26 protein-coding genes are annotated in these 25,876 nt (G+C 66.2%); 22 read left to right on the plus strand and 4 right to left on the minus strand.

What is annotated here, in order from left to right:
- Positions 1-20: 20 nt before the first annotated feature.
- Positions 21-872, plus strand: a complete 852-nt coding sequence (locus FOS14_RS17460; RefSeq protein WP_143772093.1) for a LysR substrate-binding domain-containing protein — start codon at positions 21-23, stop codon at positions 870-872.
- Here FOS14_RS17460 and FOS14_RS17465 read toward each other — a convergent pair.
- A complete protein-coding gene (locus tag FOS14_RS17465) occupies positions 869-1,711 on the minus strand; it encodes an SDR family oxidoreductase (RefSeq protein ID WP_143772094.1) in 843 nt (280 codons plus the stop codon). The two genes, FOS14_RS17460 and FOS14_RS17465, sit on opposite strands and share 4 nt — an antisense overlap.
- 23 nt (positions 1,712-1,734) lie before the next feature.
- Entirely contained in the window at positions 1,735-3,282 is a 1,548-nt protein-coding gene (locus FOS14_RS17470; RefSeq protein WP_143772095.1) for an aldehyde dehydrogenase family protein, read from the minus strand.
- A gap of 180 nt (positions 3,283-3,462) precedes the next feature.
- Here FOS14_RS17470 and FOS14_RS17475 point away from each other — a divergent pair, with 180 nt between their 5' ends.
- The gene (locus FOS14_RS17475) at positions 3,463-4,713 is read left to right on the plus strand and encodes a CdaR family transcriptional regulator (protein ID WP_143772096.1); all 1,251 of its coding nucleotides are present in this window, start codon (positions 3,463-3,465) and stop codon (positions 4,711-4,713) included.
- Between the two features lie 27 nt (positions 4,714-4,740).
- On the opposite strand, the gene FOS14_RS17480 is transcribed toward FOS14_RS17475, so the two are convergent.
- Positions 4,741-4,989, minus strand: coding sequence for a DUF2277 family protein (locus FOS14_RS17480; RefSeq protein WP_143772097.1), 249 nt, complete (start codon positions 4,987-4,989; stop codon positions 4,741-4,743).
- A 274-nt stretch (positions 4,990-5,263) separates the two neighbouring features.
- Between FOS14_RS17480 and ftsH the strand changes: the two genes are divergently transcribed.
- From ftsH to FOS14_RS17565, 17 genes are all read left to right on the plus strand, one after another.
- Positions 5,264-7,618 (plus strand): ATP-dependent zinc metalloprotease FtsH, encoded by a 2,355-nt coding sequence (ftsH, locus tag FOS14_RS17485; RefSeq protein ID WP_143772098.1) that lies wholly within the window; start codon positions 5,264-5,266, stop codon positions 7,616-7,618.
- Between the two features lie 170 nt (positions 7,619-7,788).
- The gene (gene folE / locus FOS14_RS17490) at positions 7,789-8,418 is read left to right on the plus strand and encodes a GTP cyclohydrolase I FolE (RefSeq protein WP_143772203.1); all 630 of its coding nucleotides are present in this window, start codon (positions 7,789-7,791) and stop codon (positions 8,416-8,418) included.
- A gap of 41 nt (positions 8,419-8,459) precedes the next feature.
- Positions 8,460-9,266 (plus strand): dihydropteroate synthase, encoded by an 807-nt coding sequence (gene folP, locus FOS14_RS17495; protein WP_143772204.1) that lies wholly within the window; start codon positions 8,460-8,462, stop codon positions 9,264-9,266.
- Positions 9,263-9,637, plus strand: coding sequence for a dihydroneopterin aldolase (gene folB, locus FOS14_RS17500; RefSeq protein WP_143772099.1), 375 nt, complete (start codon positions 9,263-9,265; stop codon positions 9,635-9,637). Before folP ends, folB begins: the two co-directional genes overlap by 4 nt.
- Complete coding sequence (folK, locus tag FOS14_RS17505) at positions 9,634-10,146, plus strand: 2-amino-4-hydroxy-6-hydroxymethyldihydropteridine diphosphokinase (protein WP_143772100.1); 513 nt, start codon at positions 9,634-9,636, stop codon at positions 10,144-10,146. The genes folB and folK overlap by 4 nt, the downstream gene beginning before the upstream one ends.
- On the plus strand, positions 10,143-10,610 hold the full coding sequence (locus tag FOS14_RS17510) for a DUF3180 domain-containing protein (RefSeq protein ID WP_143772101.1): 468 nt from the start codon (positions 10,143-10,145) through the stop codon (positions 10,608-10,610). The genes folK and FOS14_RS17510 overlap by 4 nt, the downstream gene beginning before the upstream one ends.
- A gap of 66 nt (positions 10,611-10,676) precedes the next feature.
- Positions 10,677-11,573, plus strand: coding sequence for a DUF6779 domain-containing protein (locus FOS14_RS17515; protein WP_185981816.1), 897 nt, complete (start codon positions 10,677-10,679; stop codon positions 11,571-11,573).
- A gap of 116 nt (positions 11,574-11,689) precedes the next feature.
- Positions 11,690-12,643 (plus strand): Rossmann-like and DUF2520 domain-containing protein, encoded by a 954-nt coding sequence (locus tag FOS14_RS17520; protein ID WP_143772102.1) that lies wholly within the window; start codon positions 11,690-11,692, stop codon positions 12,641-12,643.
- The gene (gene panC, locus FOS14_RS17525; protein WP_143772103.1) at positions 12,640-13,590 is read left to right on the plus strand and encodes a pantoate--beta-alanine ligase; all 951 of its coding nucleotides are present in this window, start codon (positions 12,640-12,642) and stop codon (positions 13,588-13,590) included. The genes FOS14_RS17520 and panC overlap by 4 nt, the downstream gene beginning before the upstream one ends.
- A gap of 13 nt (positions 13,591-13,603) precedes the next feature.
- Positions 13,604-14,023: an aspartate 1-decarboxylase gene (gene panD / locus FOS14_RS17530; RefSeq protein ID WP_143772104.1), complete on the plus strand. Its 420-nt coding sequence runs from the start codon at positions 13,604-13,606 to the stop codon at positions 14,021-14,023.
- A 4-nt stretch (positions 14,024-14,027) separates the two neighbouring features.
- Positions 14,028-14,828, plus strand: coding sequence for a type III pantothenate kinase (locus tag FOS14_RS17535; protein ID WP_143772105.1), 801 nt, complete (start codon positions 14,028-14,030; stop codon positions 14,826-14,828).
- Positions 14,829-14,975: 147 nt separating this feature from the next.
- A complete protein-coding gene (locus FOS14_RS17540; protein WP_255450433.1) occupies positions 14,976-15,542 on the plus strand; it encodes a cysteine dioxygenase family protein in 567 nt (188 codons plus the stop codon).
- An 18-nt stretch (positions 15,543-15,560) separates the two neighbouring features.
- Entirely contained in the window at positions 15,561-15,986 is a 426-nt protein-coding gene (locus tag FOS14_RS17545) for a rhodanese-like domain-containing protein (RefSeq protein WP_143772207.1), read from the plus strand.
- Between the two features lie 51 nt (positions 15,987-16,037).
- Positions 16,038-17,546: a lysine--tRNA ligase gene (lysS, locus tag FOS14_RS17550; protein ID WP_143772106.1), complete on the plus strand. Its 1,509-nt coding sequence runs from the start codon at positions 16,038-16,040 to the stop codon at positions 17,544-17,546.
- 197 nt (positions 17,547-17,743) lie between these two features.
- Entirely contained in the window at positions 17,744-18,097 is a 354-nt protein-coding gene (locus tag FOS14_RS17555) for an Lsr2 family protein (protein ID WP_143772107.1), read from the plus strand.
- 137 nt (positions 18,098-18,234) lie between these two features.
- Complete coding sequence (locus FOS14_RS17560) at positions 18,235-18,546, plus strand: chorismate mutase (RefSeq protein ID WP_143772108.1); 312 nt, start codon at positions 18,235-18,237, stop codon at positions 18,544-18,546.
- 61 nt (positions 18,547-18,607) lie between these two features.
- Entirely contained in the window at positions 18,608-19,231 is a 624-nt protein-coding gene (locus FOS14_RS17565; protein WP_255450434.1) for an FHA domain-containing protein, read from the plus strand.
- A gap of 21 nt (positions 19,232-19,252) precedes the next feature.
- Here the strand turns inward: FOS14_RS17565 and FOS14_RS17570 are convergent, their stop codons facing one another.
- Entirely contained in the window at positions 19,253-20,236 is a 984-nt protein-coding gene (locus tag FOS14_RS17570) for an alpha/beta fold hydrolase (protein WP_143772110.1), read from the minus strand.
- Positions 20,237-20,409: 173 nt separating this feature from the next.
- Between FOS14_RS17570 and FOS14_RS17575 the strand changes: the two genes are divergently transcribed.
- The 3 genes from FOS14_RS17575 to FOS14_RS17585 all read left to right on the plus strand — a co-directional run bounded on the left by FOS14_RS17575 (position 20,410) and on the right by FOS14_RS17585 (position 25,620).
- A complete protein-coding gene (locus FOS14_RS17575; RefSeq protein WP_143772111.1) occupies positions 20,410-21,351 on the plus strand; it encodes a triacylglycerol lipase in 942 nt (313 codons plus the stop codon).
- 12 nt (positions 21,352-21,363) lie between these two features.
- Positions 21,364-22,848 (plus strand): phospholipase D-like domain-containing protein, encoded by a 1,485-nt coding sequence (locus FOS14_RS17580; protein ID WP_185981817.1) that lies wholly within the window; start codon positions 21,364-21,366, stop codon positions 22,846-22,848.
- 228 nt (positions 22,849-23,076) lie between these two features.
- On the plus strand, positions 23,077-25,620 hold the full coding sequence (locus tag FOS14_RS17585) for an ATP-dependent Clp protease ATP-binding subunit (protein WP_143772112.1): 2,544 nt from the start codon (positions 23,077-23,079) through the stop codon (positions 25,618-25,620).
- Positions 25,621-25,876: the final 256 nt, after the last annotated feature.

The raw sequence follows: 25,876 nt of genomic DNA on the forward strand, positions 1-25,876 counted from the left end.
CCATCTGATAGCAAGGTGCTATGGATCCACACCTTCGCGACCTGCGCTATTTCGTCGCGGTGGCCGAGGAACTGCACTTCACCAACGCTGCCCAACGCCTGCAGATCAAGCAGCCGACCCTGTCGCGGCAGATCCGGCAGCTCGAATCACAGCTTGGGGCAACGCTGCTCGACCGCGACCAGCGGTCGGTCGCGTTGACGGTGGCCGGTCGCCAACTGTTGGAGCGCGCGCGGCAGATCCTCGCCTTGTGGGATGAAACCGCCGCCGAGTTGGGCAGTGCGCAGCAGACCCTGCGGGTGGGCGTCCAACCGGGCGTCGGACTCGGGGCGATCGGGGATCTGGTCACCGCGCCGGACGTACAACTCGAGATCCGGCATGCGCCCTGGTCGGATCCGTCCTGCGGGCTGGCGACCCGAACGGCCGATGTCGCCGCAGTATGGCTGCCGATCCCGGATCTCGATCGGTACGACTACCGGGTGCTCAGCGTCGAACGGCGATGGGTGTTGCTGCCCGAGGCGCATCCGCTTGCCGCGGCCGAGCGCATCGACTTCGCCGACCTGCTCGACGAACCGTTCATCGCGCTGCCCGCCGAGGCTGGGGCCACTCGTGACTACTGGCTGGCCGTGGCCGATCGCGGCGGCCGAGCACCCATCATCGGTGCCGAAGCGGCCACCCCCGAGGAGACCCTGGAAGACGTCGGAATGGGTCTCGGCGTGTGCTTGGTCGCCGAGGGCAACTTAGCGATGTATCAGTGGCCGGGCGTCGTCGCGCGCCCGGTCGACGGGGTCACCGACTGCGAATTCGCCCTGGTGTGGCGTCCTGATGACGAGCGCCCGGAGCTACGCGCGTACGTGGAGCGAGTGGCCGGCTAACCTTCCACACCCCGCGCCCGGTCCTCGTACGCCTTGCGCGCCGCGCTGTCGACGTCGTCGAGGAAGACGTGGTCGAGACCGAACGCGCGGCCCATCCAGTCCGTGAGCGGGCCCGGCATGAACTTCTGGCTGGCAACGAGCAGTCCGGCGATCCGGGTGACCGCCACTCGCGGCTTCGGCGTCGCTATCAACTCGAGCACGGCGTTCGCGATATCGGCGGGTTCGGCGTTGCGCAGTCCCTTCGCGCCGGCGGTGCCGGCGATCAACTCGGTGTTGGTGAAGGTGGGTAGCACCGCGGAGAAGTGCACGCCGCTGTCGCGATATTCGCGCCGGGCCGAGTCGGTGAACGCCAGTACCGCGGCCTTGCTCGCGCAATAGGTCGCCATGCCGGGTGTCGGGGTCTCGCCAGCGAGTGAGGCGATGTTGATGACGTGCCCGCTGCCGCGGGCAACCATCCGCTCGGCGGCAAGCTTGCTGCCGAGAATGACGCCGTAGACGTTGATGTCGAGGATCCTTCGCGTCACCCGGTCGGGCTCGTCGATCAACCGGCCCACCGGCATGATTCCGGCGTTGTTGACGAGCACGTCGATAGGTCCGAGTTGGCGCTCGACCTGATCGAGAAAGCTCGTGAACGAGTCCAGGTCTGTGACATCGAGAGTGCCGTACACATCAAGATTCAGCGTCGAGCCCGACTCCTTGACGGTGGCCTCGTCGACGTCGCCAATAGCGACCTTGGCGCCGGCCCGGTGCAGCGCGGTGGCGGTGGCGAGCCCGATTCCTCTTGCGCCACCGGTGATTACGACAACTTTGCCGCGGACCGTCGCGGTTACCTCAGCCATGTGCTGCCTTTCCGGGTGCGGGGTCAGAGCGAGATTCCGAAGCGGCGCAGGCCACGGGCACTCGCCGCGCGCATCACCGACATCGCAAACTTGACCTTGTTCTTGTTGTACGGGAACCAGATGAGTTCCTTCGTCTGCGTGGGCACTCGCGGTGCCGTAATGGCTTGTACGCGGCAGTACTTGCGCACCCCGTTCGGCCCACCCCAGCGCGCACCGAGCCCGGATTCTTTCCAACCGCCCATCGGCAGCGCGAAGCTGAAAAGGTTTGCGGCAGCGTCGTTGATGTTGACCGCACCGACCTCGAGGCGCCGCGCCACGCGTTCGCCGCGGGAGCGGTCACCGGTCCACACGGTCGCCGAGAGCCCATACACCGAGTCGTTGGCGAGCCGGATTGCCTCCTCCTCGTCGGCCACCTTGATGATCGGCAGCGTCGGGCCGAACGTCTCCTCGCGAATGCACGACATCGACTGGTCCACGTCCACCAAAACCGTTGGCTGGAAGAAGGTTCCGACGCCGGTTGGCTTGCCGCCCACGACCGCGCGGGCGCCGCCCGCGACCGCTTCGTCAACATGGCGCTGCACCACGTCGCGTTGGGCGGCGTTGGCCAGCGCGCCCACGTCGTAGCGGTAGCCGCGGTCGTCTGCGCCCTGACGCAGTTCGCCGACGTGCTTGGTCAGCTTGGCCACGAACTCGTCGTACACCGGCGCCTCGACGTAGACGCGTTCGACGCTGACGCAGACCTGCCCGGCGTTGAGCAGGCCGCCGAAGGCCACGCCGTAGGCGGCGCGGTCCAGATCAGCATCGGCCAGAACCAGCGCGGGATCCTTGCCGCCCAGTTCCAAGCTGTACGGGATGAGCCGCTCCGCACAGGCCTTGGCGATCACCCGCCCGGTGCGCGTGGACCCGGTGAACTGCACGTAATCGACGTTGGCGACCACCGCCGCGCCGGTTTCTCCACGTCCGGTGGCCAGCGCGAGCACCGGCGGTGCGCCGATCTCCTGCCAGCCTCGGACCAGCAGTTCACCACCGAGCGGGGTGACCTCCGACGGCTTGAGCAGCACCGCGGCACCCGCCGCCAGTGCCGGAACGACGTCGATGCCGGGCATCGCAAAGGGGAAGTTCCACGGCGTGATCACGCCGACCACTTGATACGGACGGTAAATCGTGGTCAGTTTCTTGACCTTGCCGAGCGGGCTGTGCGGCGCCGGGTGCTCGTCGGCCAGAAATGTCGGTGCGTGGCGGGCGTAGTAGCCGATCAGGTCGGCGACGAACGGCGCCTCGATGGTGGCGTCCACCCGCGGTTTGGACGTCTCCGATTGCAGTACGTCGGAGATCGTTTCCGCGTGATCGAAGATCCAGTCCTGTAGCTTGCGCAACCACTCGGCGCGGCCCTTCGGCCCGATTGCCTCCCACTCCGGTTGCGCGGCGCGCAGTTGGGCGACCTTGGCGGCCACGACCTGTGCCGACTCATCTGCGACAGTGCCGACCACCCGTCCATCAGCGGGGTTGCGGACCTCGATGACGGGCCGTTTGGCCTTTGACGCTGGTGACGCGGTGGCAATTTCGGTCATCGATGCTCTCCTGTGTTGGCTGGGCGCCCGTGCCCGGTCGGTGCCCGCGATTCATACCTGCGCACTCCTCGAACACGCGCTGTGATGAGGCGCACTGGCCTATGATGCTGGCACAACAAATTGCGCTGCGCTTGGTCCAGCAGGTCAAGTTGGGGCAGCAATCTTGTACTCTCGATACAAATGTCTAAGCAGCTGTCCAAAGAGCTCCGCGACTGGATGCTCGAATACGTCGCGGACACGATGCGACCGGCCCAGACCGCGCAGATCGTCGGCCGTATCAACACGGCCGTCATCGAATTGGTGCCCGAGTTGGCCGACCATGAACTGCAGCGCGACCTCGCGGCGAGCACCGAGGCCCAACTGCAGGCCATCATGTTCGGGTTCACCGATGACCTCGGCGACGTCACCTTGCCGCCCGAAGCCCACGGCCTCGCCCGCAGCATCGCCAGGCGCGGCCTCGATCTGCGGGTTTTGCTGCAGATCTATCGGGTCGGCCAGCAGGCCGCGATCGACTATCTGACGGAAGTCATCGAGGCCCGACAACTCGACCCGGCGTTTGAGCGCGCATTGCTGCTGTGGTTTTTCGAGCGAACAGCGGCCTGGTTCGCGACATCGGTGGAAACGCTTAGCGACACCTTCAGCCGAGAACGCGAGCGCGGCTTCCGCGATGCATTCACCCGGCGCTCCGAAACCATTCGGGCGTTGCTTGCCGGCGACCACATCGACGTCGATCGGGCATCGCTGCACCTGGACTACCGGCTCTCACGCACACACCTCGCGTTTGCACTGTGGGACACCGAGGCGGAGACCGGCTACTCCGGCGATGCGATCGGAACCCTCGAGCGGGTCGCGGGCCGGATCGCGGCGGCCGCGGGCACGACTCGACTGTTGACAGCTCCCTCCGGGGCGCGCGGGCTGTGGGGCTGGCTCGGCGTTGAGGCGCCCCTCGACTCTTCCGCGCTAACCAATCGCGAGGCGGTGGGCGCCAGTCGATCGGTGCAGGTCGCATTCGGCAATGCCGGCGCCGGTCTGGACGGTTTTCGGAGCAGTCATCGCGAAGCCCTGGCAGCGCGGCGGATCGTCGAAACGTCGGGGCGCCACGACTGGCTCACCAGATATTCCGACGTGGAAATCGCCTCCCTGGTGGGTGCGGACAACACGGCTATGCGGACCCTGGTCGCGCGCGAATTGGCCGGCATCACCGGCCGCGACGCCCATGCGGCGCGATTGCGGGACACCCTGGCGGCCTATCTCGGCAACCATCGAAGTCCAGAGGCGGCCGCCCGCCATCTGGGCGTTCACAAGAACACCGTGCGCTACCGGATGCAGCGGATCGAGGAGTTACTCGGGCACAACATCGACAGCCGGCGAGTGCAGTTGGAGATCGCGCTGGCGTGTGTGGCGGCCTATGGCGAATCGGTGTTGCCGTGACGCTGACCCACGTTGACCCAGATCGGATCAGTGCGCGTGGATGCGCCGCAGCGGCGGCAGGTTCTTCGGTGGCACCCGCCGTTCCGGCAAATCGGCAAGCAGTCGACGGGTGGCCGCTGCGACGTCGGCGACTGCCGCCTCGACCGCCAGCCGATTACTGTCGGATATCGCCGACAGCCCACCTACCTTGCGCACGTACTGCAGTGCGGCCGCCTCGATCTCTTCCTCCGTCGCCGGTGGTTCCAGGCCCCTGAGTGCGGTGATGTTTCGGCACATAGGCCGAGGGTACGGCTGGCGCACGGGCGCCGGGTCGGGCGCGGAAGAGACGTCGGGAACCCGGGCGCAAATCTCCGCGTTGTTCAGTAATAAGGAACTGCAGTTAGAAGCTCTGCATTGGTGGTTGGGCGCTGGGTACGCGGGGGTAAGTGCTTCGCGGTAGCCTGGTGTGTCCGGGACAAACCGGATCCGGCGCAGCTGCGAAGACCGGAAATGGGAATACCGACGAGACCCCGCACTTTGGGAAAGGACTGGCCGCCGCGGCCGACGCTGTATGAACCGCAAGACTGTCTTTCGCAACCTGGCCATAGTGGCGGCGATTTTGCTGATCATCTATGCGTTCAGCTACTTCGGTAATGACACTCGCGGTTGGAAAAAGGTCGACACCTCGGTGGCGATCTCGCAGCTCGACGCAAAGAACGTGGCCAAGGCCCAGATCGATGACAAAGAGCAGCAGTTACGGCTGACCCTGAAAAAGGGTAACGACGCCACCGATAACAAGACCGAAATCATCACCAAATATCCAAATTCGGCCGCTGGCGAAATCTTTACGAAGGTCCAGCAATCCGGGGCGCAGAGCTACGACACCGTTGTGAACCAGGAAAGCTGGTTCACTTCGATGTTGATGTTCGTAGTGCCCATGGTGGCGCTGCTGGCCATCTTCGTTTACATCATGGGCCGCATGCAGGGCGGTGGTCGCGGCGGCGTGATGGGCTTCGGGCGATCCAAGGCGAAGCAGCTCAGCAAGGACATGCCGAAGACCACGTTCGCCGATGTGGCCGGCGCCGACGAAGCGGTCGAAGAGCTCTACGAAATCAAGGACTTTCTGCAGAACCCCACGCGGTATCAGGCCCTCGGCGCCAAGATCCCGAAGGGCGTGCTGCTGTACGGCCCGCCGGGAACCGGTAAGACGCTGCTGGCCCGCGCGGTGGCCGGCGAGGCCGGCGTGCCGTTCTTCACGATCTCCGGTTCGGACTTCGTGGAGATGTTCGTGGGCGTCGGTGCGTCCCGGGTGCGCGATCTGTTCGAGCAGGCCAAACAGAACAGCCCGTGCATCATCTTCGTCGATGAGATCGACGCGGTCGGCCGCCAGCGCGGCGCCGGCCTCGGTGGCGGCCACGACGAGCGCGAACAAACGCTCAACCAGCTGCTCGTGGAGATGGACGGCTTCGGCGACCGCACCGGCATCATCCTGATCGCGGCCACCAACCGGCCCGACATCCTCGACCCGGCGTTGCTGCGTCCCGGTCGCTTCGACCGCCAGATCCCCGTCGGCAATCCGGACCTCGCCGGCCGGCGCGCGATCCTGCGCGTGCACTCGCAGGGCAAGCCGATTTCCCCGGATGCGGATCTGGACGGTCTCGCCAAGCGGACCGTCGGCATGTCGGGTGCGGACCTGGCCAATGTCATCAACGAGGCCGCGCTGCTCACCGCCCGGGAAAACGGCGCGGTGATCACCCGCGACGCCCTGGAGGAGGCCGTCGACCGCGTGATCGGCGGTCCTCGTCGCAAGAGCCGCATCATCAGCGAGCAGGAAAAGAAGATCACTGCCTACCACGAGGGTGGGCACACCTTGGCGGCCTGGGCGATGCCGGACATCGAGCCGGTCTACAAGGTCACCATCCTGGCCCGCGGCCGCACCGGTGGCCACGCGATGACGGTGCCCGAGGACGACAAGGGTCTGATGACCCGCTCGGAGATGATCGCGCGCCTGGTTATGGCAATGGGCGGTCGCGCCGCCGAGGAGTTGGTCTTCGCGGAGCCCACCACGGGGGCGTCCTCCGACATCGACCAGGCCACCAAGATCGCGCGTGCAATGGTGACCGAGTACGGCATGAGCTCCAAGCTCGGCGCGGTCCGCTACGGTACCGACCACGGCGACCCGTTCCTGGGCCGCACGATGGGTACCGCGCCGGACTACAGCCACGAGATCGCCCGCGAGATCGATGAGGAGGTGCGCAACCTCATCGAGGCCGCGCACACCGAGGCCTGGGCAATTCTCAACGAGTACCGCGACGTGCTGGACGAGCTGGCCACCGCGCTGCTCGAACGTGAGACGCTGCACCGCCGCGACCTCGAGCAGATCTTCACGACTGTGGAGAAGCGGCCCCGGATTACGGCCTTCAACGACTTCGGTGAGCGGGTTCCCTCGGACAAGCCGCCGGTCAAGACGCCGCGCGAGCTGGCGATCGAGCGTGGCGAGCCGTATCCCGAGCCGAATGAGACCGCGCCGAAACCGCCACAGCCGCAACAGCATCAGCCGCGGCCGGTCCCGGCGCAGCCGAACGGCTACCCCGGCCAACCCAACGGTTACCCCCCGCCGCCGCAGTACGGCGGCTATCCGCCGGCGTCGCACGGCTCGCGTCCGGACTACGGTGCGCCGGCGGGCTGGTCCGCCCCCGGGTGGCCGCCCACGGAGGACAACCGGCATTACAACGGTCCGGAACAGGGCCAGCAGGGGCAGCAGGGCCGTCAGCCCACGCAGCCGCGCGAGTCCGAACGGGCCTACCACTGGGGCCCGCCGGGTCCCCGCCACGATGCCGGTGAGCGGTACCCACGGCACGGGGAGCACAACCAGCCTGGCGAGAGCGACCAGCAGAGTTGGGACGGACCGAACGGGCACTATTGATCGGCCGGCCCTACGCTGTGGTTGCGTTAAGCGCTGATCGCGAGAGTTGTCCGCTGCCCCGTTGGGGCCATGACCCGCAGGAGTCCGCCGGTGAACTTCCTCGACATTTTGGGAGGTGTCGACCGTTGGCGGTGAGGCAGCTCGACGGAGACCGGAACGGCGAACAGCCGGTGTCGCAAGACGGTCGGGCCGGACGAGATCACCACGAACTGACAGCGCTCGAGACGGGGCGGCGCTTCGACCAGGCGCGCGCCGAAGCGGCTATCCGGGAGTTGCTGCTGGCCGTGGGTGAGGATCCCGACCGGCCCGGTCTGGTCGACACGCCAGCGCGGGTGGCGCGGTCATATCGCGAGGTGTTCGCCGGCCTGTACGTGGAACCGGACTCGGTACTGGACACCACTTTCGACGAGGGACACCAGGAACTGGTCCTGGTCCGCGACATCCCGCTCTATTCCACCTGCGAACACCACTTGGTCTCCTTCCACGGCGTCGCGCACGTCGGCTACATCCCGGGTCCGTCCGGCCGGGTGACCGGGTTGTCGAAGCTGGCGCGGCTGGTAGACCTCTACGCCAAGCGGCCTCAGGTGCAGGAGCGGTTGACCAGCCAAATCGCCGACGCTGTGATGCGCAAGCTCGACCCGCGCGGAGCGATCGTCGTGATCGAGGCCGAGCATCTGTGCATGGCCATGCGTGGAATCCGCAAACCCGGTGCCAGCACCACCACTTCGGCGGTGCGCGGCCTGCTGCAGTCCAGCGCCGTCTCGCGCGCCGAGGCGCTCGACTTGATCTTGCGCAGGTGAGTCCGCTACCCGTCCCGCAGGGCGCGCGCCGAGTGGTGGTGATGGGCGTCCTCAATGTCACGAGCGATTCCTTCTCCGACGGCGGTCGGTACCTCGATCGCGATGCGGCGCTCGCCCACGGCCTGCAGTTACGGGACCTGGGCGCCGACATCATCGACGTCGGCGGCGAGTCCACGCGACCGGGTGCCGGCCGAATCGCGCCGGAGGTCGAGGCCGGCCGAGTCGTTGGAGTCATCAAAGACCTTGTGGCAGAAGGCATTCCAGTTAGTGTGGACACGATGCGGGCCAGCGTCGCGGCAGCCGCGCTCGACGCCGGCGCCAGCGTGGTCAACGATGTGTCGGGCGGCCGCGCGGACGCCGAGATGGCCAAAGTAGTTGCGAGCGCGCGGGTTCCGTGGATTCTCATGCACTGGCGGGCCGACGAATACGTGCACGCCGGCACGGCGGCCAGCTATGCCGACGTCGTCGCCGACGTCCGCGCCGAGCTGCTCGAACAGGCCGATCGGGCGGTCGCCGCCGGGGTCGCCGCCGAGGACCTAATCCTCGATCCCGGCTTGGGTTTCGCCAAGAACGCGCAACACAACTGGGCCCTGCTGCACGCGCTGCCGCAGCTGGTCGCGCTCGGCTTTCCGGTACTGATCGGGGCGTCCCGCAAGCGGTTCTTGGGCACCCTGTTGGCCGACGACAACGGCATCCGGCCACCGGACGGTCGCGAGGTGGCTACCGCGGTCATCTCGGCGCTTGCGGCCGCCAACGGGGCCTGGGGTGTCCGCGTTCACGACGTTCGCGCGACCGCCGACGCGCTGGCCGTGTGTGACGCCTGGGATCGCGGAGGTAGCCCGCGGTGAGTGATCGGATCGAACTTCGCGGGCTACGCGCGCGGGGGTACCACGGCGTGTTCGACCACGAGCGTCGTGACGGTCAGGAATTCGTCGTGGACCTCGTCGTCTGGCTGGATTTGGGGGCGGCCGCGGCCTCCGATGACCTCGCCGACACGGTCGATTACGGCCGACTCGCCAACGTCGCTGTCGAGGTGATCACCGGCGAACCACGCAACCTCATCGAGTCCGTCGCCGCCGAGATCGCCGACGGAGTCCTGCGCGATGACCGCATCGGCGAGGTCGAAGTCACCGTTCACAAGCCGTCGGCGCCTATCCCGCACACCTTTGCCGACGTGTGTGTGCGCGTGCGTCGCGATCGGGACGGGTCGAGCCGATGAGCCAGGTCGTGCTGTCCATCGGATCCAATGTGGGCGACTCGCACGCACACTTGCAAGGCGTCCTCGACCGATTGGGCCCGCGCACCCTGGCCGTTTCCCGGGTGTATCGGACCCCGCCGTGGGGCGGTGTCGAGCAGCAGGATTTTCTCAATGCCATAGTCATTGCCGCGGACACCGAGCTGGACTGCCGCGGCTGGTTGCGCCTCGCCCAGGATTGCGAGCGTGCCGCGGACCGGGTTCGCGATGTTCGATGGGGTCCACGCACGCTCGACGTCGACATCATCGACTGCGACGGCCGCTCCAGCGCCGACCCGGAGTTGACGCTGCCGCACCCGCGTGCGAAGGATCGCGCCTTCGTCCTGGTTCCGTGGCTGGAGATCGATCCGGCCGCAAGGCTGCTGGTCGGCGCCGAGCAGGTGCCGCTCACCGAACTGCTGGACGGGCTGGATCCGGCCGAAATCGCGGGGGTGCGCGCGACTGAGCTGACGCTGGCTGGGCGGAAGTTATGAAGCCGACCCGGGTGCTGGACCTGGCCGTCCTGTTCGTGCTCGCGACTGTCGCCTCCTGGCTGCTCGTGCGGGCCTTCTATGGCCAGCTGCCGCCGGTGCCGGTGTACGCGGGAGCGTCGCTGTACCCGGTGGCGGCCATCGAGGCGGTCGCCGCCTTCGTGATTCGCTCTCGGGTCAACGCGCGCCAGATCGGCGACGGCCCGCGCCAACTACACCCGATCACCGCGGCGAAGGCGGCGGCCTTGGCGAAGGCGTCAGCACTCGTTGGTGCCGCCTGTGCCGGGGTGTGGCTCGGTTTCTTGGTCTTCCTGCTGCCACAGCGCTCGACCGTGCACGCGGCCATGTCGGACAGTTCGGGCACGATCGTCGGTTTAGTCGCTGCAGTGTTGCTCGCCGGGGCGGCGCTGTGGCTCGAGCATTGCTGCAAAACGCCGCCCGAACCCCCCGATGAGCCGGCGCATTGACGAGTGCGGGGGTGAATCGCCGCACGAATGCGTTTGGGTGGCGAGTAGTCAAGTTAGGCTGAGTTCATGACCGCTGCTGCCCGCACCCGACCGCCGCGTCGCGGCCGGCGCAGCACGAGCAAGCTGATTCTGGCCGGACTGACCGTGCTCGGCGTGCTGGCCAGCATTTTTCTGATCTTCAGTGACAGCGTCCAGCTGTTGCGGGTGGGCTTGGTGGTCGCCCTGTGGGCCGCCGTACTGGCGTCGATCGCCATGACGAAGTACCGCCGGGAGTCAGCGCTGGACCGCGTCAAAGCGCGCGATCTGCAGACTGTTTACGAGCTGCAACTCGAGCGCGAGATTTCGGCCCGGCGCGAGTTCGAGATGGGTGTCGAAGCGCGCGTTCGACAGGAGGTGGGCGCGGACGCGCAGGAGCTCGCGGCGCTGCGGCGCGAGCTGGAGCACCTACGCAGCAACCTCGAGGCATTGTTCAAAGGCTTCGACGCAGACCTCCCGCCCGAGCGCCATGCCGTGCGGGCGGATTCGTCGCGAGTGGGTGAACTCGGGCGCGGCAGCTTCCAAGCGTCCGATTCCGGGCTCTTGGTGCCGGGCGCCGCCACCCCGCCGCCGGCGTTTGGCCCGGGCCGCGCGGATCCGCCCCGGTTCGCCAGCCCGTCCGATGATCCGGTGACCGCCGAGACGTCCGTCGTCGTGCTCGAATCCCTCAGTGAGCAATCCGGCAATGGCGATTCCCGCAAGGCTGCCGCGGCATCGTTGGACGCCGACGAAGGGTCCCACCATGAGGCGCTCCCGGAGCCGGCACCGGGTTCACGCCGGCACCGTCGGGCGGCGGCCGCGGACGGCGACGACGCCGGCTCGGGCGGGCACTCGACGGGAGTCTCCGTCGCCGAGCTGTTGGCCAATCTGAATGCCGAAAACTCCAGCGCGCAGCCCGCCGGGCGCAGTCGGCGCCGCGCCAACTGAGTTGTAGATCACTACCACCGCCGTAGCCGCCGATTGGGCGCTGCGGATATCCTCAACCTTGCAACGTCCGGTACCCCGCGCGTGGGACTGGAACGAAAAATGAGAAGAGGACAACGTTGACCTCATTCGGCGCGCCCAGTGCTGGCCAAGGCGGCACGTTCGGGCTCACCGGTGATCCAGCGCCCGCACGACTCACAGTTGGCATCGTTTCGGCGGGACGCGTGGGCACCGCCATCGGCGCAGCGCTCGAGCGCGTGGGCCATGTCGTCTTTGGCGTCAGTGCAGTCTCTGACCAGTCCGTCCATCGGGCCCGCACCCGGCTGCCCGAATCACGCATCCTGCCGGTCGACGAGGTCGCCGCACGCAGCGAACTGCTGCTTCTCACCGTTACCGACGCCGAGCTCGCCGGTCTGGTGCGCGGCCTCGCCGCCACCGATGCGGTCCGTCCCGGGACGTTGGTCGCACACACCTCGGGCGCCAACGGAATCGGTATTCTCGCGCCGCTGACCCGGCGTGGCGCCACGCCGCTGGCCATCCACCCGGCGATGACGTTCACCGGCCATGACGAAGACACGGCGCGGCTCGCCAACGCTTGCTTCGGCATCACCGCAGCCGACGAGATCGGGTTCGCGATCGCCCAGGCGCTGGTACTGGAGATAGGTGGCGAACCCGTACGGGTCCCTGAGGAGCGCCGCGCCCTCTATCACGCGGCGTTGGCGCATGGCAGCAATCACCTGGTGACGCTTGTTGTCGACGCGGTGGCCGCCTTGCGCGCCGCGCTGGCCGGAGCGGAACTGATGGGCCAGGCAACCATCGACGACCAGCCCAACGGGCTTGCCGAGCGGGTACTCGCACCGCTGCTGTCCGCGGCGCTGGACAACGCACTTCGACGCGGGCCCGCGGCGCTGACCGGTCCGGTGGCGCGTGGTGACGCGGCCGCGGTGGCCGAACATCTGCGCGTATTGACCGACGTCGACCCCGACATCGCCGCCGCCTATCGAGCACTGTCCTTACGTTCGGCGCAGCGTGCCGCCCAGCCCGCGCTCATTGACCTGCTGGAGCAGAGATGAACCCAAACCCGCAGTTGCGCGGCAGCTTCCGTCCCGGCGAGCTGACCGTTCATCATGACCCGGCAATCGTCACGGCCGTTTCGAACGCATTGCGCGCGGTAGGCCGCAAGGTGGCGCTGGTGCCGACGATGGGTGCACTGCACGAGGGCCACCTGGAGTTGGTGCGCCAGGCCAGGCGCGGCAACGCCGTGGTGATCGTGTCGATCTTCGTCAATCCGTTGCAGTTCGGCGCCGGTGAGGATCTCGACGCGTATCCGCGGACGCTGGATGCCGACGTCGAATTGCTGCGCGAGGCCGGCGTCGAACTCGTCTTCGCGCCGTCGGTGGCCGAGATGTACCCGGACGGTCAACGCACCACCGTGCACCCCGGCCCGGTCGGTTCGCAACTGGAAGGAGCAAGCCGCCCAACGCATTTCGCTGGCATGCTCACCGTCGTTGCGAAACTGCTGCAGATCACCCGGCCGCGGGTGGCCTACTTCGGGGAAAAGGACTATCAGCAACTCGTGCTGATTCGGCAAATGGTGCGGGACCTGAATTTCGACGTCAAGATCGTGCCGGTCGCGACCGTTCGCGAGCCGGACGGTCTGGCGCTCTCCTCGCGCAATCGGTACCTCAGCCCCAGCGAGCGCGAGGCCGCGGTGAGCCTGTCGGCAGCGCTTGCCGCGGGCCGCTACGCCCGTGGGCGCGGGCCGGCCGGGATCCTGGAGGCCGCGCGGTCGGTGATCGACGCGACTGACGGTATCGAACTCGACTATCTCGAACTGCGCGCGCCTGACCTGGGCCCAGCGCCGACGCACGGGCGTGCGCGACTGCTCATTGCCGCCCGGGTAGGCAGCACGCGATTGATCGACAACGTAGACGTTTCGCTCGGCACCGGCGCACCGGACGGCCACGCCGTTCCCAGCGCGTCGGCCAACGGGCGGGACCCGGACCCGCTGTCCAGCTAGAAAGGCACCAACGATGTTGCGCACCATGATGAAATCCAAGATTCACCGCGCGACGGTGACGCACGCCGATCTGCACTATGTCGGCTCGGTGACGGTCGACCGCGACCTCATGGAAGCCGCCGACCTGCTCGAGGGGGAGCAGGTGTGCATTGTCGACATCACCAACGGCGCACGCCTGGAAACCTATGTGATCACCGGCGAGCCCGGCTCGGGCGTGATCGGAATCAACGGTGCGGCAGCGCATCTGGTCAATCCGGGAGACCTTGTCATTCTCATCGCGTACGGGATGATGGATGAGCAGGAGCTGAAGCGGTACCAGCCGCGGGTCGTCTTCGTCGACGAACGCAATCGGCCCGTCGAACTCGGCGCCGACCCCGCGCACGCGCCCGAGGGTTCTGGTCTGACGAGCCCTCGCTTGCTTTCCACTGTCTAGTCCCGTGCTGCTCACCATTGACGTCCGCAACGCGAACATCATTCTGGGGCTCTTCAGCGGCTCCGGAGCGCATGCAAAGTTGTTGCAGCACTGGCGTTTGCGTACCGACCCGCGGATCACGGCCGACGAGTTGGCGCTGAAGATCCGCGGTTTGATCGGCAACGCGGTCGAACAGATCTCCGGGGTTTCGGCGTTGTCCACGGTGCCCTCCGTTTTGCGCGAGATTCGGCTGATGCTCACCAAGTACTGGGGTGCGATTCCGCACGTGGTGGTGGAACCTGGTGTGCGCACGGGTGTTCCGCTGCTCGTGGACAATCCCAAAGAAGTCGGCGCCGACCGCATCATCAACACCCTTGCCGCCCATCACTTTTACCAACAGCCCTGTGTGGTCGTGGATTTCGGCAGCTCGACGTGCGTCGACGTGGTATCGGCCAAGGGTGAGTTCCTCGGTGGGTCCATTGCGCCCGGCGTGGAAGTGTCGGCCGATGCGCAGGTCACCCACTCTGCCGCGCTGCGCAAGGTCGAACTGGTCCGGCCGCGAAACGTCATCGGTAAGAACACTGTCGAGTGCCTGCAATCGGGGGCGATCTACGGCTTCGCCGGGCTCGTCGACGGACTGGTCAACCGGGTGCTCGACGAAATGGAACCCTTCGCCGGCACCGACGTCGCAGTGATTGCCACCGGCGACAGCGCGCCGCTCATCGTGCCGGAATCCGAGACCATCGAACACCACGAACCGGACCTGACGCTCGAGGGGCTGCGGTTGGTGTATGAGCGCAACCAGCGGCTACAACGACGCCGGTAGGGAACCTTGGCAAATAAGTGTTGCCCTTTCCCATCCCGCGGCCGAGCTGCTAGCCTGTACGGCGTGTCTTACCGCATGAGCGCCCAGGAGTGTTGTCGAGGCTGACGTCCGCCTCGATAGTTTTCGCACATTCCTGGAGTTTTGCTCATGCTTTCCGCATCAAAGCGCCCTTTGCGCGCAGTTCCCTCTTCCGCGCCGACGCGGCTTCGCCCTGCGGACCTGCTGCAACTCACCGACGAAGCCGCAGACGGCGTGCTGGCCGGTCGCTACGACGAGTTGTTGCCGGACGGTGAGCAGTGGCCCCGCGACGAGCGGTGGTCCGCACGGCTGCACCGCGACGATGAAGTGGACGTGTGGCTGATCAGCTGGACGCCCGACAAGTCCACCCAGCTGCACGATCATGCCGGATCGATCGGCGCGCTCACCGTGCTCAGCGGTGCCCTGCAGGAACTTCGCTGGACCGGAACGCAATTGCGCGAGCGCGTGCTCGAGGCCGGTGACCAGGCGTCGTTTCCGATCGGCTGGGTGCACGACGTGGTGCGGGCCCCGGACGCGGCGGTGCAGACGCCGGTCGAGCCGACGCTGAGCGTGCATGCCTACAGTCCGCCGCTGACCGCCATGTCCTACTACGAGATCACCTCCGACGGCTGGTTGCGGCGCACCCACTCCGCCTTGACCGACCTCGACCACATCGCCACCGCCGCGCACTTTTAGGAATTTCTCATGGCTGCAATGACTATCGACCGAATGCTGGACGCGGCGCGGTCTCGGCTGCGCCGCATTCATCCGCATGAACTGCGTGCCGCCGTCGAACGCGGCGCGATCGTGGTGGACATCCGGCCCCAGGCCCAGCGTGATCGGGAGGGAACGTTGCCCGGCGCCTTGGCCATCGAACGCAACGTGCTCGAATGGCGTTGCGACCCGGCAAGTTCCGCGAAACTGTCCTTCGCGGTCGACCACGACGTCGAGTGGATCATCGTGTGCTCGCAGGGCTACACCTCCAGCCTGGCGGCGGCTGCCTTGCAGGATCTCGGCCTGCACCGGGCCACGGACCTCGTCGGTGGCTTCGAGGCGCTGCAAGCCACCGGTCTGCGCCATGTCATTGCGGATGCCCCGCATTTCGTCCGGTGCGCGGACACGCTCGCGATGGCTTCCTGAGCACGGGGGACTCGAGCAGGGCCTCCGCAGCAGCCACTAGGCTTGCGGTTCGTGAATCAAGCCAGCACGCCCACCGACGACACGCCCGAGCAGATTCGCATCCGCCGGGACAAGCGGGAGCGCTTGCTTGACGCTGGTCGTGAGCCGTACCCGGTCACGGTCGCCCGCACCCATGCGCTGTCGGAGATTCGGCAAGAATTCGGCGACTTGCCTGCGGACACGGCAACCGGCAAACCGGTCGGTGTCGCCGGCCGCGTTATTTTCCTGCGCAACACCGGAAAACTGTGTTTTGCCACCCTGCAAGAAGGTGACGGCACGCAGCTGCAGGCGATGATCAGCCTGGCCGGCGTAGGGGAGCAGGCGCTCGCCGATTGGAAGACCGACGTGGATCTCGGCGACATTATTTATGTGCACGGCGAGGTGATCACCTCCCGCCGCGGTGAGCTCAGCGTGCTGGCCGATTCCTGGTCGATGGCTTCGAAGGCCCTGCGGCCGCTGCCGGTCGCCCATAAAGAGATGAATGAAGAGTCCCGGGTGCGCCAGCGTTACGTCGATCTGATCGTGCGGCCACAAGCCCGGGAAATGGCGCGCCAGCGGGTAGCGGTAGTGCGAGCCTTGCGGGGTGCGTTGGAGCGTCGCGGCTTTCTCGAAGTCGAGACGCCCATGCTGCAGACGCTGCACGGCGGTGCGGCCGCGCGGCCGTTCGTGACGCACTCGAATGCGCTCGACATAGACCTATACCTTCGAATCGCTCCGGAGCTGTTTCTCAAGCGGTGCGTGGTGGGTGGTATAGAGAAGGTCTTCGAGATCAACCGGAATTTCCGTAACGAGGGTGCTGATTCGACGCATTCGCCGGAATTCGCGATGCTCGAAACCTACGAGGCCTACGGCACCTATGACGATTCCGCCACGATGATGCGTGAATTGATCCAGGAGGTGGCCCAAGAGGTTTTCGGCACGCAGGTGGTCACGCTCGCGGACGGCACCGAATACGATCTCGGCGGCGAGTGGACCACCGTTGAGATGTATCCGTCGTTGTCGGAATCGGTCGGTACGGAAATCACCCCGGACACCACGGTCGCCGAATTGACAGCGCTCGCCCAGCGCGCCGGACTCGAGATACCGGAAGGCAAGGGGTACGGCCACGGCAAACTCGTCGAGGAATTGTGGGAGCACGCCTACGGCGACAAGCTTTACGCCCCGACGTTCGTCCGCGACTTTCCCGTGGAGACATCTCCGCTCACGCGACAGCACCGCAGTAAACCGGGCGTGACGGAGAAATGGGATCTCTACGTCCGCGGTTTCGAATTGGCCACCGGCTATTCGGAACTGGTCGACCCTGTCGTGCAGCGCGACCGATTCATCGACCAGGCCCGGTTGGCGGCCGCGGGCGATGACGAGGCAATGGTGCTCGACGAAGAATTCTTGGCGGCAATGGAACACGGCATGCCCCCGACCACGGGCACTGGTATGGGCATCGACCGGCTGCTCATGGCGTTGACCGGTTTGGGAATCCGCGAAACGATACTCTTCCCGATCGTTCGGCCGTTGTCGCGCTAACTTTTGCTAGCACTTTCTGGCATTACGGCGCGTTGCGATGTGACTTGACCGCGGCATTGCCAATCCTGTGTCGGCGATCACCCTTTTGGCCAATTTCTTAATTTTCGGTAGTTGGAATCTTTCGAAATTCCGCCTACCCTTAGTGCGAGTAAGAACCGCCGAAGTTTCGGTACTTCATCCGAGAGGAAAATACCCGCATGGCAAAGAAGGTCACCGTCACTCTGATCGATGATCTGGACGGCGAGGCTGCTGCCGATGAGACCGTTGAGTTTGGTTTGGATGGGGTCAATTACGAAATAGACCTGTCTGCTGGGAACGCCAGTAAACTTCGCGATGAACTCGAAGCTTGGATTGCGAGTGCGCGAAAGGTCAGCGGCCGCCGCCGCGGAAAGGCTGCGGCTGCCACCTCGGCCCCGAAGAGCCGGGCCGCGGTCGATCGTGAGCAGAGTGCAGCAATCCGCGATTGGGCACGCCGAAATGGTTACAAGGTTTCCGCGCGCGGCCGGATCTCGGCAGAAATAACCGAGGCCTACAACAAGGCCAAGAAGTAATCGCGTAGCCGAATAGTCGGCGAATCCAAGCGGGTGCCCAGGGGTGGTGAGTAACCACCCCTGGGGTGGCTTTCGAGGACGGTTGTACGAGCAGAGGATTGTTCCTAGATCCAACGCCTTCGTCTTCGGGAGTAGATATGACTGTCACCATGAACGCCGCAGCAGCAACGCCGTTCGACGCCACGGTGCCGGCGGCGTCGGATGCGGAAGCACAGCGAGTGCGCAGCGAACTCGAGCGACTCGACGCCGAATTGGTCGCCATCGTGCGCCGTCGCGCTGAACTGACTCGGCGGGCCGGACTGATTCGCAAGTCGGTCAGCGTTGTCACTGCCGCGCACCACGACGAGATGAGCGTGGTCCGCCACTACGAGCGACACTTCGGCCGCGATGGCGTCAGCATCGCGCTGTCGCTGCTGCGGCTCGGTCGCTCGGGCGGTTGCCTGCGCTGAGCCAGATGTTGCTACTAAGCCGCCGGTACAGGCACGATTGTGCTCGTGGGACGAGGCCAACGTGTCTGTACTTGACGGACCCTGTTTACGTTTTGCCGACGGCTCCGGCCGACAGCATGAGGTTGGGCTGTCGGTCGAGAAGCCGCGGTTGACGGTAGGCAGATCGGCGCAGGCTGATATTGCACTCACCTGGGACGGTGAGGTGTCGCGTCTGCATGCGGCCCTGGAATGGATGGGCACCCACTGGACGATTCTCGATGACGGGCTGTCCCGCAACGGAACATTCATCAACGGCGAGCGCCTGGCTGGCCGGCGTCGGCTGCACGCCGGAGACCGGATCCGTATCGGCGCTGTCGTTTTGACGTTTCACGAGTTCGGCGCGGGCGCCGACGATGTCACGAGAGTGTCGTCCGGCGCGATCCCGACCGTTCGGTCACTGACCGAGACACAGCGTTCGGTGCTGCTCGCGTTGTGCCGGCCGTACAAGCACGGTGCCGCCTTCGCGAGTCCTGCCTCCAATCAACAGATCGCCGCGGAACTGTTCCTCAGCGTCGACGCCATCAAGACTCATCTGCGCGCGCTTTTTTCGAAGTTCGGCGTAGAAGACTTACCGCAGAATCAGAAGCGCATCCGGCTGGCTGAACTGGCCATGCAGAACGGCGTCATCTCCGAGCGAGATCTTTAAGGCGCTACTTGTACAGCCGGCTCACGCGGCGAGTACGACGCGAGCGCCGACAGAGTCACCGCTCGCGTCGTGGGCCGTGTCACCGCTCGCTGCCCGGGCGCGCGAGATGAGCCGCGCAATCCCGTGTGCCACGGCGGCCGGCTGCTCGAGGATCACCGAGTGCCCGGCGCCGTCGACGCACACCAACTCGGCGCCGCGGACCTGGGCAGCGATCGTGACCGAATGCGTCAGCGGGGTCATCAGGTCCGCTGTCCCGCACAGCACCAGCGTAGGGATCTCGGCGAGCACGCCAAGCGAGTCGGTTTCGTCGAAGGTGCGAAACGAACTCAGGAAGGTCGCCATCGTGGTGATCGGGGTCTGGTTGTGCATCGCTGCCGCCAGTGCGACGATCCGCGGGCTTACCTTGCGGTTGCCGAACTCGGCCGTCTCGATGACCGGAGCGAGCGCGCGGCAGCCCAGGTGCTTGACCCGCCGCATCAGCCCGGGCGCCCGTCGAACGGCGGCTTGAAACCACCCCGTCGCGGGGTTGCGCAGCAAGCGGCCGAATCCGGCGTCGGACAGGTTGCTCGCGGCGGTGGCGACCAGGCCCATCCCGACGATGCGGGTGCCGATCTCGGCGGGGTAGCGCCCGGCGTAGGTAATGGCCGTCATCCCGCCCATCGAGTGTCCGACCAGCATGACGGGCCCGGTGGGAGCCACCGCGTCGATCACCGCGTGCAGGTCATCGGCAAGCTGGCCGATGGTGTATGTGCTCGCCGGCGCTTCCTCGGAATCGCCGTGCCCGCGGTGGTCGTAGCTGACCACCCGCACCGAGAGGTTGGGGTCGATCTGATCGCGCACGTAGGCCCAGCTTTCGCTGCGTAGGCAGTGCCCGTGCAGCAACAGGACGGTCAGGTCGGCGCTAAGGTCGCCCTCTTCGCGCACCGCGAGCCGCACGCCGTCCGGGGTCACCACGGTGCTGTGCACGGTGGTGCTTGGGCCATTGGCGTTCTGCGTGGTGAACATGCCGGGCTCCTTCTGCGCGGGTTGCCTAATCAATGTCGCGCGCGCGGGCAACCGAAAGTAGGAACCCGAGTGGTGAGCGGTCCGCCCTGCAGGGTGCGTCTTTTACCACCCAAGGTGTGAGCCGGTTGCTATCCTGCAACACGTTCTAATTCGCGGGGATGATGGAGTGATTCGTGCGCAAGCTGCTCGCGGTGCTGTCGGTGGTTCTGAGCTGCTGTTTGGCCTTCTCGGCGCCCGCCTTCGCGGCGCCGGCTCCATTGCCGGTCGACTACAACTTCTTCGCCGGAATTCCCGACGAGTTGACGCATCCGGGCGGGTCTCTGCCAGGCAGCAACGACTGGAACTGCAAGCCTTCGCCGGAGCACCCGAACCCGGTTGTGCTGGTGCACGGCACCGGCGGTGGTGCGCAAACCAACTGGGGCGTGTACGCGCCGCTGTTGGCGAACGAGGGGTACTGCGTCTACGCGCTGACGTACGGCAACTACACCAACCTGCCGTGGCCGATATCGGCGATCGGCGGCATGCGGCCGATGGAGCAGAGTGCCGCTGAGCTCAGCGCGTTCGTGGATCGCGTGCTCGCGGCTACCGGCGCCAACCGCGTGGACATCGTCGGACATTCGCAGGGCACGCTGATGCCCACCTACTACGTCAAGCACCTCGGCGGGGCGGCCAAGATCGACAAGTACATTTCGTTGGCGCCGCTGTGGAACGGCTCAAACGCGGCGGGTGGCGGCGACATCGCAGCGTTCGCCCGTCGCCTGGGCGCAGCCGACGTCCTGAACTCATCGGTCGGCGCGTTGTGCGGTGCCTGCGTCGAGTTCCTGACCGGTGCGCCGTTCATGCAGGACCTGCAAAGCGGCGGGATCTACGCGCCCAACATCACCTATACGAACATCACCACGGCGTACGACGAGGCGGTGGTGCCCTACACGAGCGGACTGCTGGCCGCGCCGAACGCGACCAACATCGTCGTGCAGAACGGCTGTGCCCAGGACTATTCGGACCACGCCGGGCTGGCCGGCAGCCCACGAGCGGCAGCGTTCGTCCTCAACGCGCTCGACCCGGCGCACCCACACCCGGTGCCGTGCGTCTTCGTGCCCCCGTTCACCGGCTGACAGACTGGAGACATGATCGCGGACTCGACACCGCTGCTGGTGCCGGGCCAGACGTGCTGGCGGACAGCGCCGGCGGACCGGTTGGCCCTGATCGTGGATGCGGACGGGTACTTCCGTGCCGCCAAGGCCGCGATGCTGGCCGCGCAGCACCGGATCATGCTGATCGGTTGGGACTTCGACACCCGCATCGAGTTGGAACCGCGTGAACGGGAGCTTCCGGGCCCCAACCGGCTGGGTCGATTCCTGGTCTGGCTGACCAAGTCGCGCCCGGACGTGCATATCTATCTGCTCAAGTGGGACCTCGGCACCCTCACCGATGGCCTCGCCCGCGGCATGCCTCCGGTGTTTCTGCTCAACCTGTTCACAAGTAAGCGGATGCACCTGGTCGAGGACGGTGCGCACCCGCCGGGCGCCGCACACCATCAGAAGATCGTCGTGATCGACGATGCCCTGGCGTTCTGCGGCGGTATCGACATGACGGTGGACCGCTGGGACACCCGGGACCACCCCGACGACGACGTGCGGCGCACCAACCCGAACGGTGCGCAGCATGGCCCGTGGCACGACGCCACGGTTGCCGTCGATGGCGCGGCGGCCGCGCTGATCGGGGAGGTGGCGCGGGAGCGGTGGCTCACGATGACGGGCGAGAACCTGGAGCCGATCGACGCGGGCATCGCCGCGGCACGGCTGTGGCCGCGGGCACTGCAGCCGACGATGGAAAAGGTGGACGTCGCGATCGCCCGGACCTTGCCCGAACTCAACGAGCGCACCGAGGTCCGCGAGATCGAGGAGCTGTACGTGCGGGCGATCCGGGCGGCGCGCAACGTCTTGTACTTCGAGAATCAGTATCTGGCCGCACGCGGGCTGGTCGATGAAATCGCGGCACGGTTGCGCGCGCAGGACGGACCGGAAGTTGTCATCGTGCTGCCCCGGCACTCAGAGGGATGGCTCGAACGTCAGGCGATGGACGGAGCCCGGTACCGCCTGCTCGCCGAGTTATGGGAGGCCGACGAGCACGACCGGCTGCGGGTGTACTTCCCCGTCACGGCCGGCGGGCAGCCGATCTATGTGCATGCCAAGTTGCTGGTTGTCGATGACCGGCTGGTTCGGGTCGGCTCGGCGAATCTGAACAACCGATCCATGGGCTTCGACACCGAGTGCGACATCGCGGTGGAGGCGAACGCGTCCGACGCTGAGCTCGCCGGCCGCATTCTCGATATTCGCGACGATCTGATCGCCGAGCACCTCGGAGTTGGAATCGACCGGTTGCGCGCGGAGTTGACGGACTCCAACGGTTCACTGGTCGCAGCGATCGACGCGCTGCGCCTCGAGGCCGGCGAAGGCCGAACGCTGGTGCCATTCGATTCGGGTGTCGTCGCGGGCGAGGACAGCCCACTGGCCGAAAGCGAGCTTCTCGATCCCGCGCGGCGACCGTTTAGTTTGCTCGGTCGCCTTCGGCGGGTAATCGACCTGCGCGGCCGTTCGCTGTCAGCGTAGCGGCGGCGGGAAACGAAAGGTCACGTCGCGGCGTTATCTACGTAAGCCGGTGCAACTCGTGCAAAACAGGTGGACGAGCGGCGGTCGGAATCCCCGGGAACTAGAGTAGACATCGGGGCAGAGGAACCAGTTTTGGTCGAGCCGCCAAGGACCGGTTTCACGGTGATCCGGGAATGGGCTCGGTGCGCGTTTGCGTGCCGGATTCGTTGCCAAAAGTGAGGGAGAGCGATGTTCGAGAGGTTTACCGACCGGGCACGGCGGGTTGTCGTCCTGGCCCAAGAAGAGGCCCGGATGCTCAACCACAACTACATCGGCACCGAGCACATCCTGCTGGGCCTCATCCACGAGGGCGAGGGCGTCGCGGCCAAGTCGCTGGAGTCGTTGGGTATTTCGCTCGAGGGCGTGCGCAGCCAGGTCGAAGAGATCATCGGGCAGGGCCAGCAAGCCCCGTCCGGACACATTCCATTTACGCCACGGGCCAAGAAGGTGCTCGAGCTCAGCCTGCGCGAGGCATTGCAGCTCGGCCACAACTACATAGGCACCGAGCACATCCTGCTGGGCCTCATCCGTGAGGGTGAAGGTGTCGCGGCGCAAGTCTTGGTGAAGCTCGGCGCTGACCTGAACCGCGTGCGCCAGCAGGTCATTCAACTGCTCTCGGGCTACCAGGGCAAGGAGCCGGCGGAGTCCGGCGGCAGCCGCGGCGAAGCGGGCACCCCGTCGACGTCGCTGGTGCTCGACCAGTTCGGGCGCAACCTCACCCAGGCCGCACTAGAAGGCAAACTCGACCCGGTGATCGGCCGCTCGAAGGAAATCGAGCGGGTCATGCAGGTGCTGAGCCGGCGCACCAAGAACAACCCGGTGCTGATCGGAGAGCCCGGCGTCGGTAAGACCGCCGTGGTCGAGGGGCTGGCCCAGGCGATCGTCAACGGCGAGGTGCCGGAGACGCTCAAGGACAAGCAGCTCTACACCCTTGACCTCGGTTCGCTGGTCGCCGGCAGCCGTTACCGCGGTGACTTCGAGGAGCGCCTGAAGAAGGTGCTCAAGGAGATCAACACGCGTGGCGACATCATCCTGTTCATCGACGAGCTGCACACGCTGGTCGGGGCGGGCGCCGCGGAAGGCGCGATCGACGCGGCGAGCATCTTGAAGCCGAAGTTGGCCCGCGGTGAATTGCAGACCATCGGCGCCACCACCCTCGACGAGTACCGCAAGTACATCGAGAAGGACGCCGCCCTCGAGCGCCGGTTCCAGCCGGTGCAGGTCGGCGAGCCGACGGTCGAGCACACCATCAACATCCTCAAAGGCCTTCGTGACCGCTACGAGGCACACCACCGGGTCTCCATCACCGACGGTGCGCTGGTGGCCGCGGCGACCCTCGCGGACCGCTACATCAACGACCGCTTCTTGCCGGACAAGGCGATCGACCTGATCGACGAGGCCGGTGCACGGATGCGTATCCGCCGGATGACCGCACCGCCAGACCTGCGCGAGTTCGACGACAAGATCGCCGAGGCGCGGCGTGAAAAGGAGTCCGCGATCGACGCGCAGGACTTCGAGAAGGCCGCGTCGTTGCGCGACAAGGAGAAGCAACTCGTCGCCAAGCGGGCCGAGCGGGAGAAGCAGTGGCGCTCCGGCGACCTCGACGTGATCGCCGAGGTCGACGACGAGCAGATCGCCGAGGTGCTGGCCAACTGGACCGGTATCCCGGTGTTCAAGCTCACCGAGGAGGAGACCACTCGCCTGCTCCGGATGGAGGACGAGCTGCACAAGCGCATCATCGGTCAAGAGGATGCGGTTCGGGCTGTCTCGAAGGCGATCCGGCGTACCCGTGCCGGCCTGAAGGACCCCAAGCGGCCCTCGGGCTCGTTCATCTTCGCCGGCCCGTCGGGTGTCGGTAAGACCGAGCTGTCCAAGGCGCTGGCGAACTTCCTCTTCGGCGACGACGATGCGCTGATTCAGATCGACATGGGCGAGTTCCACGACCGCTTCACCGCGTCGCGGCTGTTCGGCGCTCCCCCTGGATACGTCGGCTACGAGGAGGGCGGCCAGCTCACCGAGAAGGTGCGCCGCAAGCCGTTCAGTGTGGTTCTGTTCGACGAGATCGAGAAGGCGCACCAGGAGATCTACAACACCCTCCTGCAGGTGCTCGAGGATGGTCGTCTCACCGACGGCCAGGGTCGCACGGTCGACTTCAAGAACACCGTGCTGATCTTCACCTCGAACCTGGGTACCTCCGACATCTCCAAGGCGGTCGGCTTGGGCTTCACGCAGTCCAACGCTGAGGGCTCGAACTACGAGCGCATGAAGATGAAGGTCAACGACGAGCTGAAGAAGCACTTCCGGCCTGAATTCCTCAACCGCATCGACGACGTGATCGTCTTCCACCAGCTCACCACGCAGCAGATCGTGGAGATGGTGGATCTGATGATCACCCGCGTCGAGGCCCAGTTGAAGAACAAGGACATGGCGCTCAAGCTCACCGAGAAGGCCAAGGCGCTGCTGGCCAAGCGCGGCTTCGACCCGGTGCTCGGCGCGCGGCCGCTGCGCCGGACCATCCAGCGCGAGATCGAAGACCAGCTGTCGGAGAAGATCCTCTTCGGCGAGATCGGCCCCGGCCAGATCGTGTTGGTCGACGTCGAAGGCTGGGACGGCGAAGGCTCCGGCGAGGACGCCAAGTTCACCTTCCGCGGTGCGCCGAAGCCGGCCAAGGTGCCGGACTCGCCGGCTCCAGCGCTGGCGGGCGCCGGTGAGGGCGCGGCCGAAGCGGAGTAACCACACAGCGCAAAGCCCGGGTTCCGGTTCATCGGAGCCCGGGCTTTTGCGTGTTTGCGGCTAGTGCGAGGAGCCGCAACTCACCCAACAAAAGTTCGGCTCAGCGACGGAAAACCGTCTATCGGCCGCAGATTTGTTCGTGCAGTTGCGCCCAATCACGCGTCACCCGCGACATCCAGACGTAACAACCGGCCCCGCGCCGTCACCGGCTGCTAACACCAGCCGAAACGTCGGCGAAACGCCGCGCCGCGATCAT

The sequence above is a fragment of the Skermania sp. ID1734 genome (genome assembly GCF_007489285.1).
Classification (GTDB): Bacteria; Actinomycetota; Actinomycetes; order Mycobacteriales; family Mycobacteriaceae; genus ID1734.

What these genes read in the sequence shown, in the direction of transcription:
- FOS14_RS17460 (WP_143772093.1), top strand. Translation starts at nt 21, where the DNA reads ATGGATCCACACCTTCGCGACCTGCGCTATTTCGTCGCGGTGGCCGAG.
- FOS14_RS17465 (WP_143772094.1), bottom strand. Translation starts at nt 1,711, where the DNA reads ATGGCTGAGGTAACCGCGACGGTCCGCGGCAAAGTTGTCGTAATCACC.
- FOS14_RS17470 (WP_143772095.1), bottom strand. Translation starts at nt 3,282, where the DNA reads ATGACCGAAATTGCCACCGCGTCACCAGCGTCAAAGGCCAAACGGCCC.
- FOS14_RS17475 (WP_143772096.1), top strand. Translation starts at nt 3,463, where the DNA reads ATGTCTAAGCAGCTGTCCAAAGAGCTCCGCGACTGGATGCTCGAATAC.
- FOS14_RS17480 (WP_143772097.1), bottom strand. Translation starts at nt 4,989, where the DNA reads ATGTGCCGAAACATCACCGCACTCAGGGGCCTGGAACCACCGGCGACG.
- ftsH (WP_143772098.1), top strand. Translation starts at nt 5,264, where the DNA reads ATGAACCGCAAGACTGTCTTTCGCAACCTGGCCATAGTGGCGGCGATT.
- folP (WP_143772204.1), top strand. Translation starts at nt 8,460, where the DNA reads ATGGGCGTCCTCAATGTCACGAGCGATTCCTTCTCCGACGGCGGTCGG.
- folK (WP_143772100.1), top strand. Translation starts at nt 9,634, where the DNA reads ATGAGCCAGGTCGTGCTGTCCATCGGATCCAATGTGGGCGACTCGCAC.
- FOS14_RS17510 (WP_143772101.1), top strand. Translation starts at nt 10,143, where the DNA reads ATGAAGCCGACCCGGGTGCTGGACCTGGCCGTCCTGTTCGTGCTCGCG.
- FOS14_RS17515 (WP_185981816.1), top strand. Translation starts at nt 10,677, where the DNA reads ATGACCGCTGCTGCCCGCACCCGACCGCCGCGTCGCGGCCGGCGCAGC.
- panC (WP_143772103.1), top strand. Translation starts at nt 12,640, where the DNA reads ATGAACCCAAACCCGCAGTTGCGCGGCAGCTTCCGTCCCGGCGAGCTG.
- panD (WP_143772104.1), top strand. Translation starts at nt 13,604, where the DNA reads ATGTTGCGCACCATGATGAAATCCAAGATTCACCGCGCGACGGTGACG.
- FOS14_RS17540 (WP_255450433.1), top strand. Translation starts at nt 14,976, where the DNA reads ATGCTTTCCGCATCAAAGCGCCCTTTGCGCGCAGTTCCCTCTTCCGCG.
- FOS14_RS17545 (WP_143772207.1), top strand. Translation starts at nt 15,561, where the DNA reads ATGACTATCGACCGAATGCTGGACGCGGCGCGGTCTCGGCTGCGCCGC.
- FOS14_RS17555 (WP_143772107.1), top strand. Translation starts at nt 17,744, where the DNA reads ATGGCAAAGAAGGTCACCGTCACTCTGATCGATGATCTGGACGGCGAG.
- FOS14_RS17560 (WP_143772108.1), top strand. Translation starts at nt 18,235, where the DNA reads ATGACTGTCACCATGAACGCCGCAGCAGCAACGCCGTTCGACGCCACG.
- FOS14_RS17570 (WP_143772110.1), bottom strand. Translation starts at nt 20,236, where the DNA reads ATGTTCACCACGCAGAACGCCAATGGCCCAAGCACCACCGTGCACAGC.
- FOS14_RS17580 (WP_185981817.1), top strand. Translation starts at nt 21,364, where the DNA reads ATGATCGCGGACTCGACACCGCTGCTGGTGCCGGGCCAGACGTGCTGG.
- FOS14_RS17585 (WP_143772112.1), top strand. Translation starts at nt 23,077, where the DNA reads ATGTTCGAGAGGTTTACCGACCGGGCACGGCGGGTTGTCGTCCTGGCC.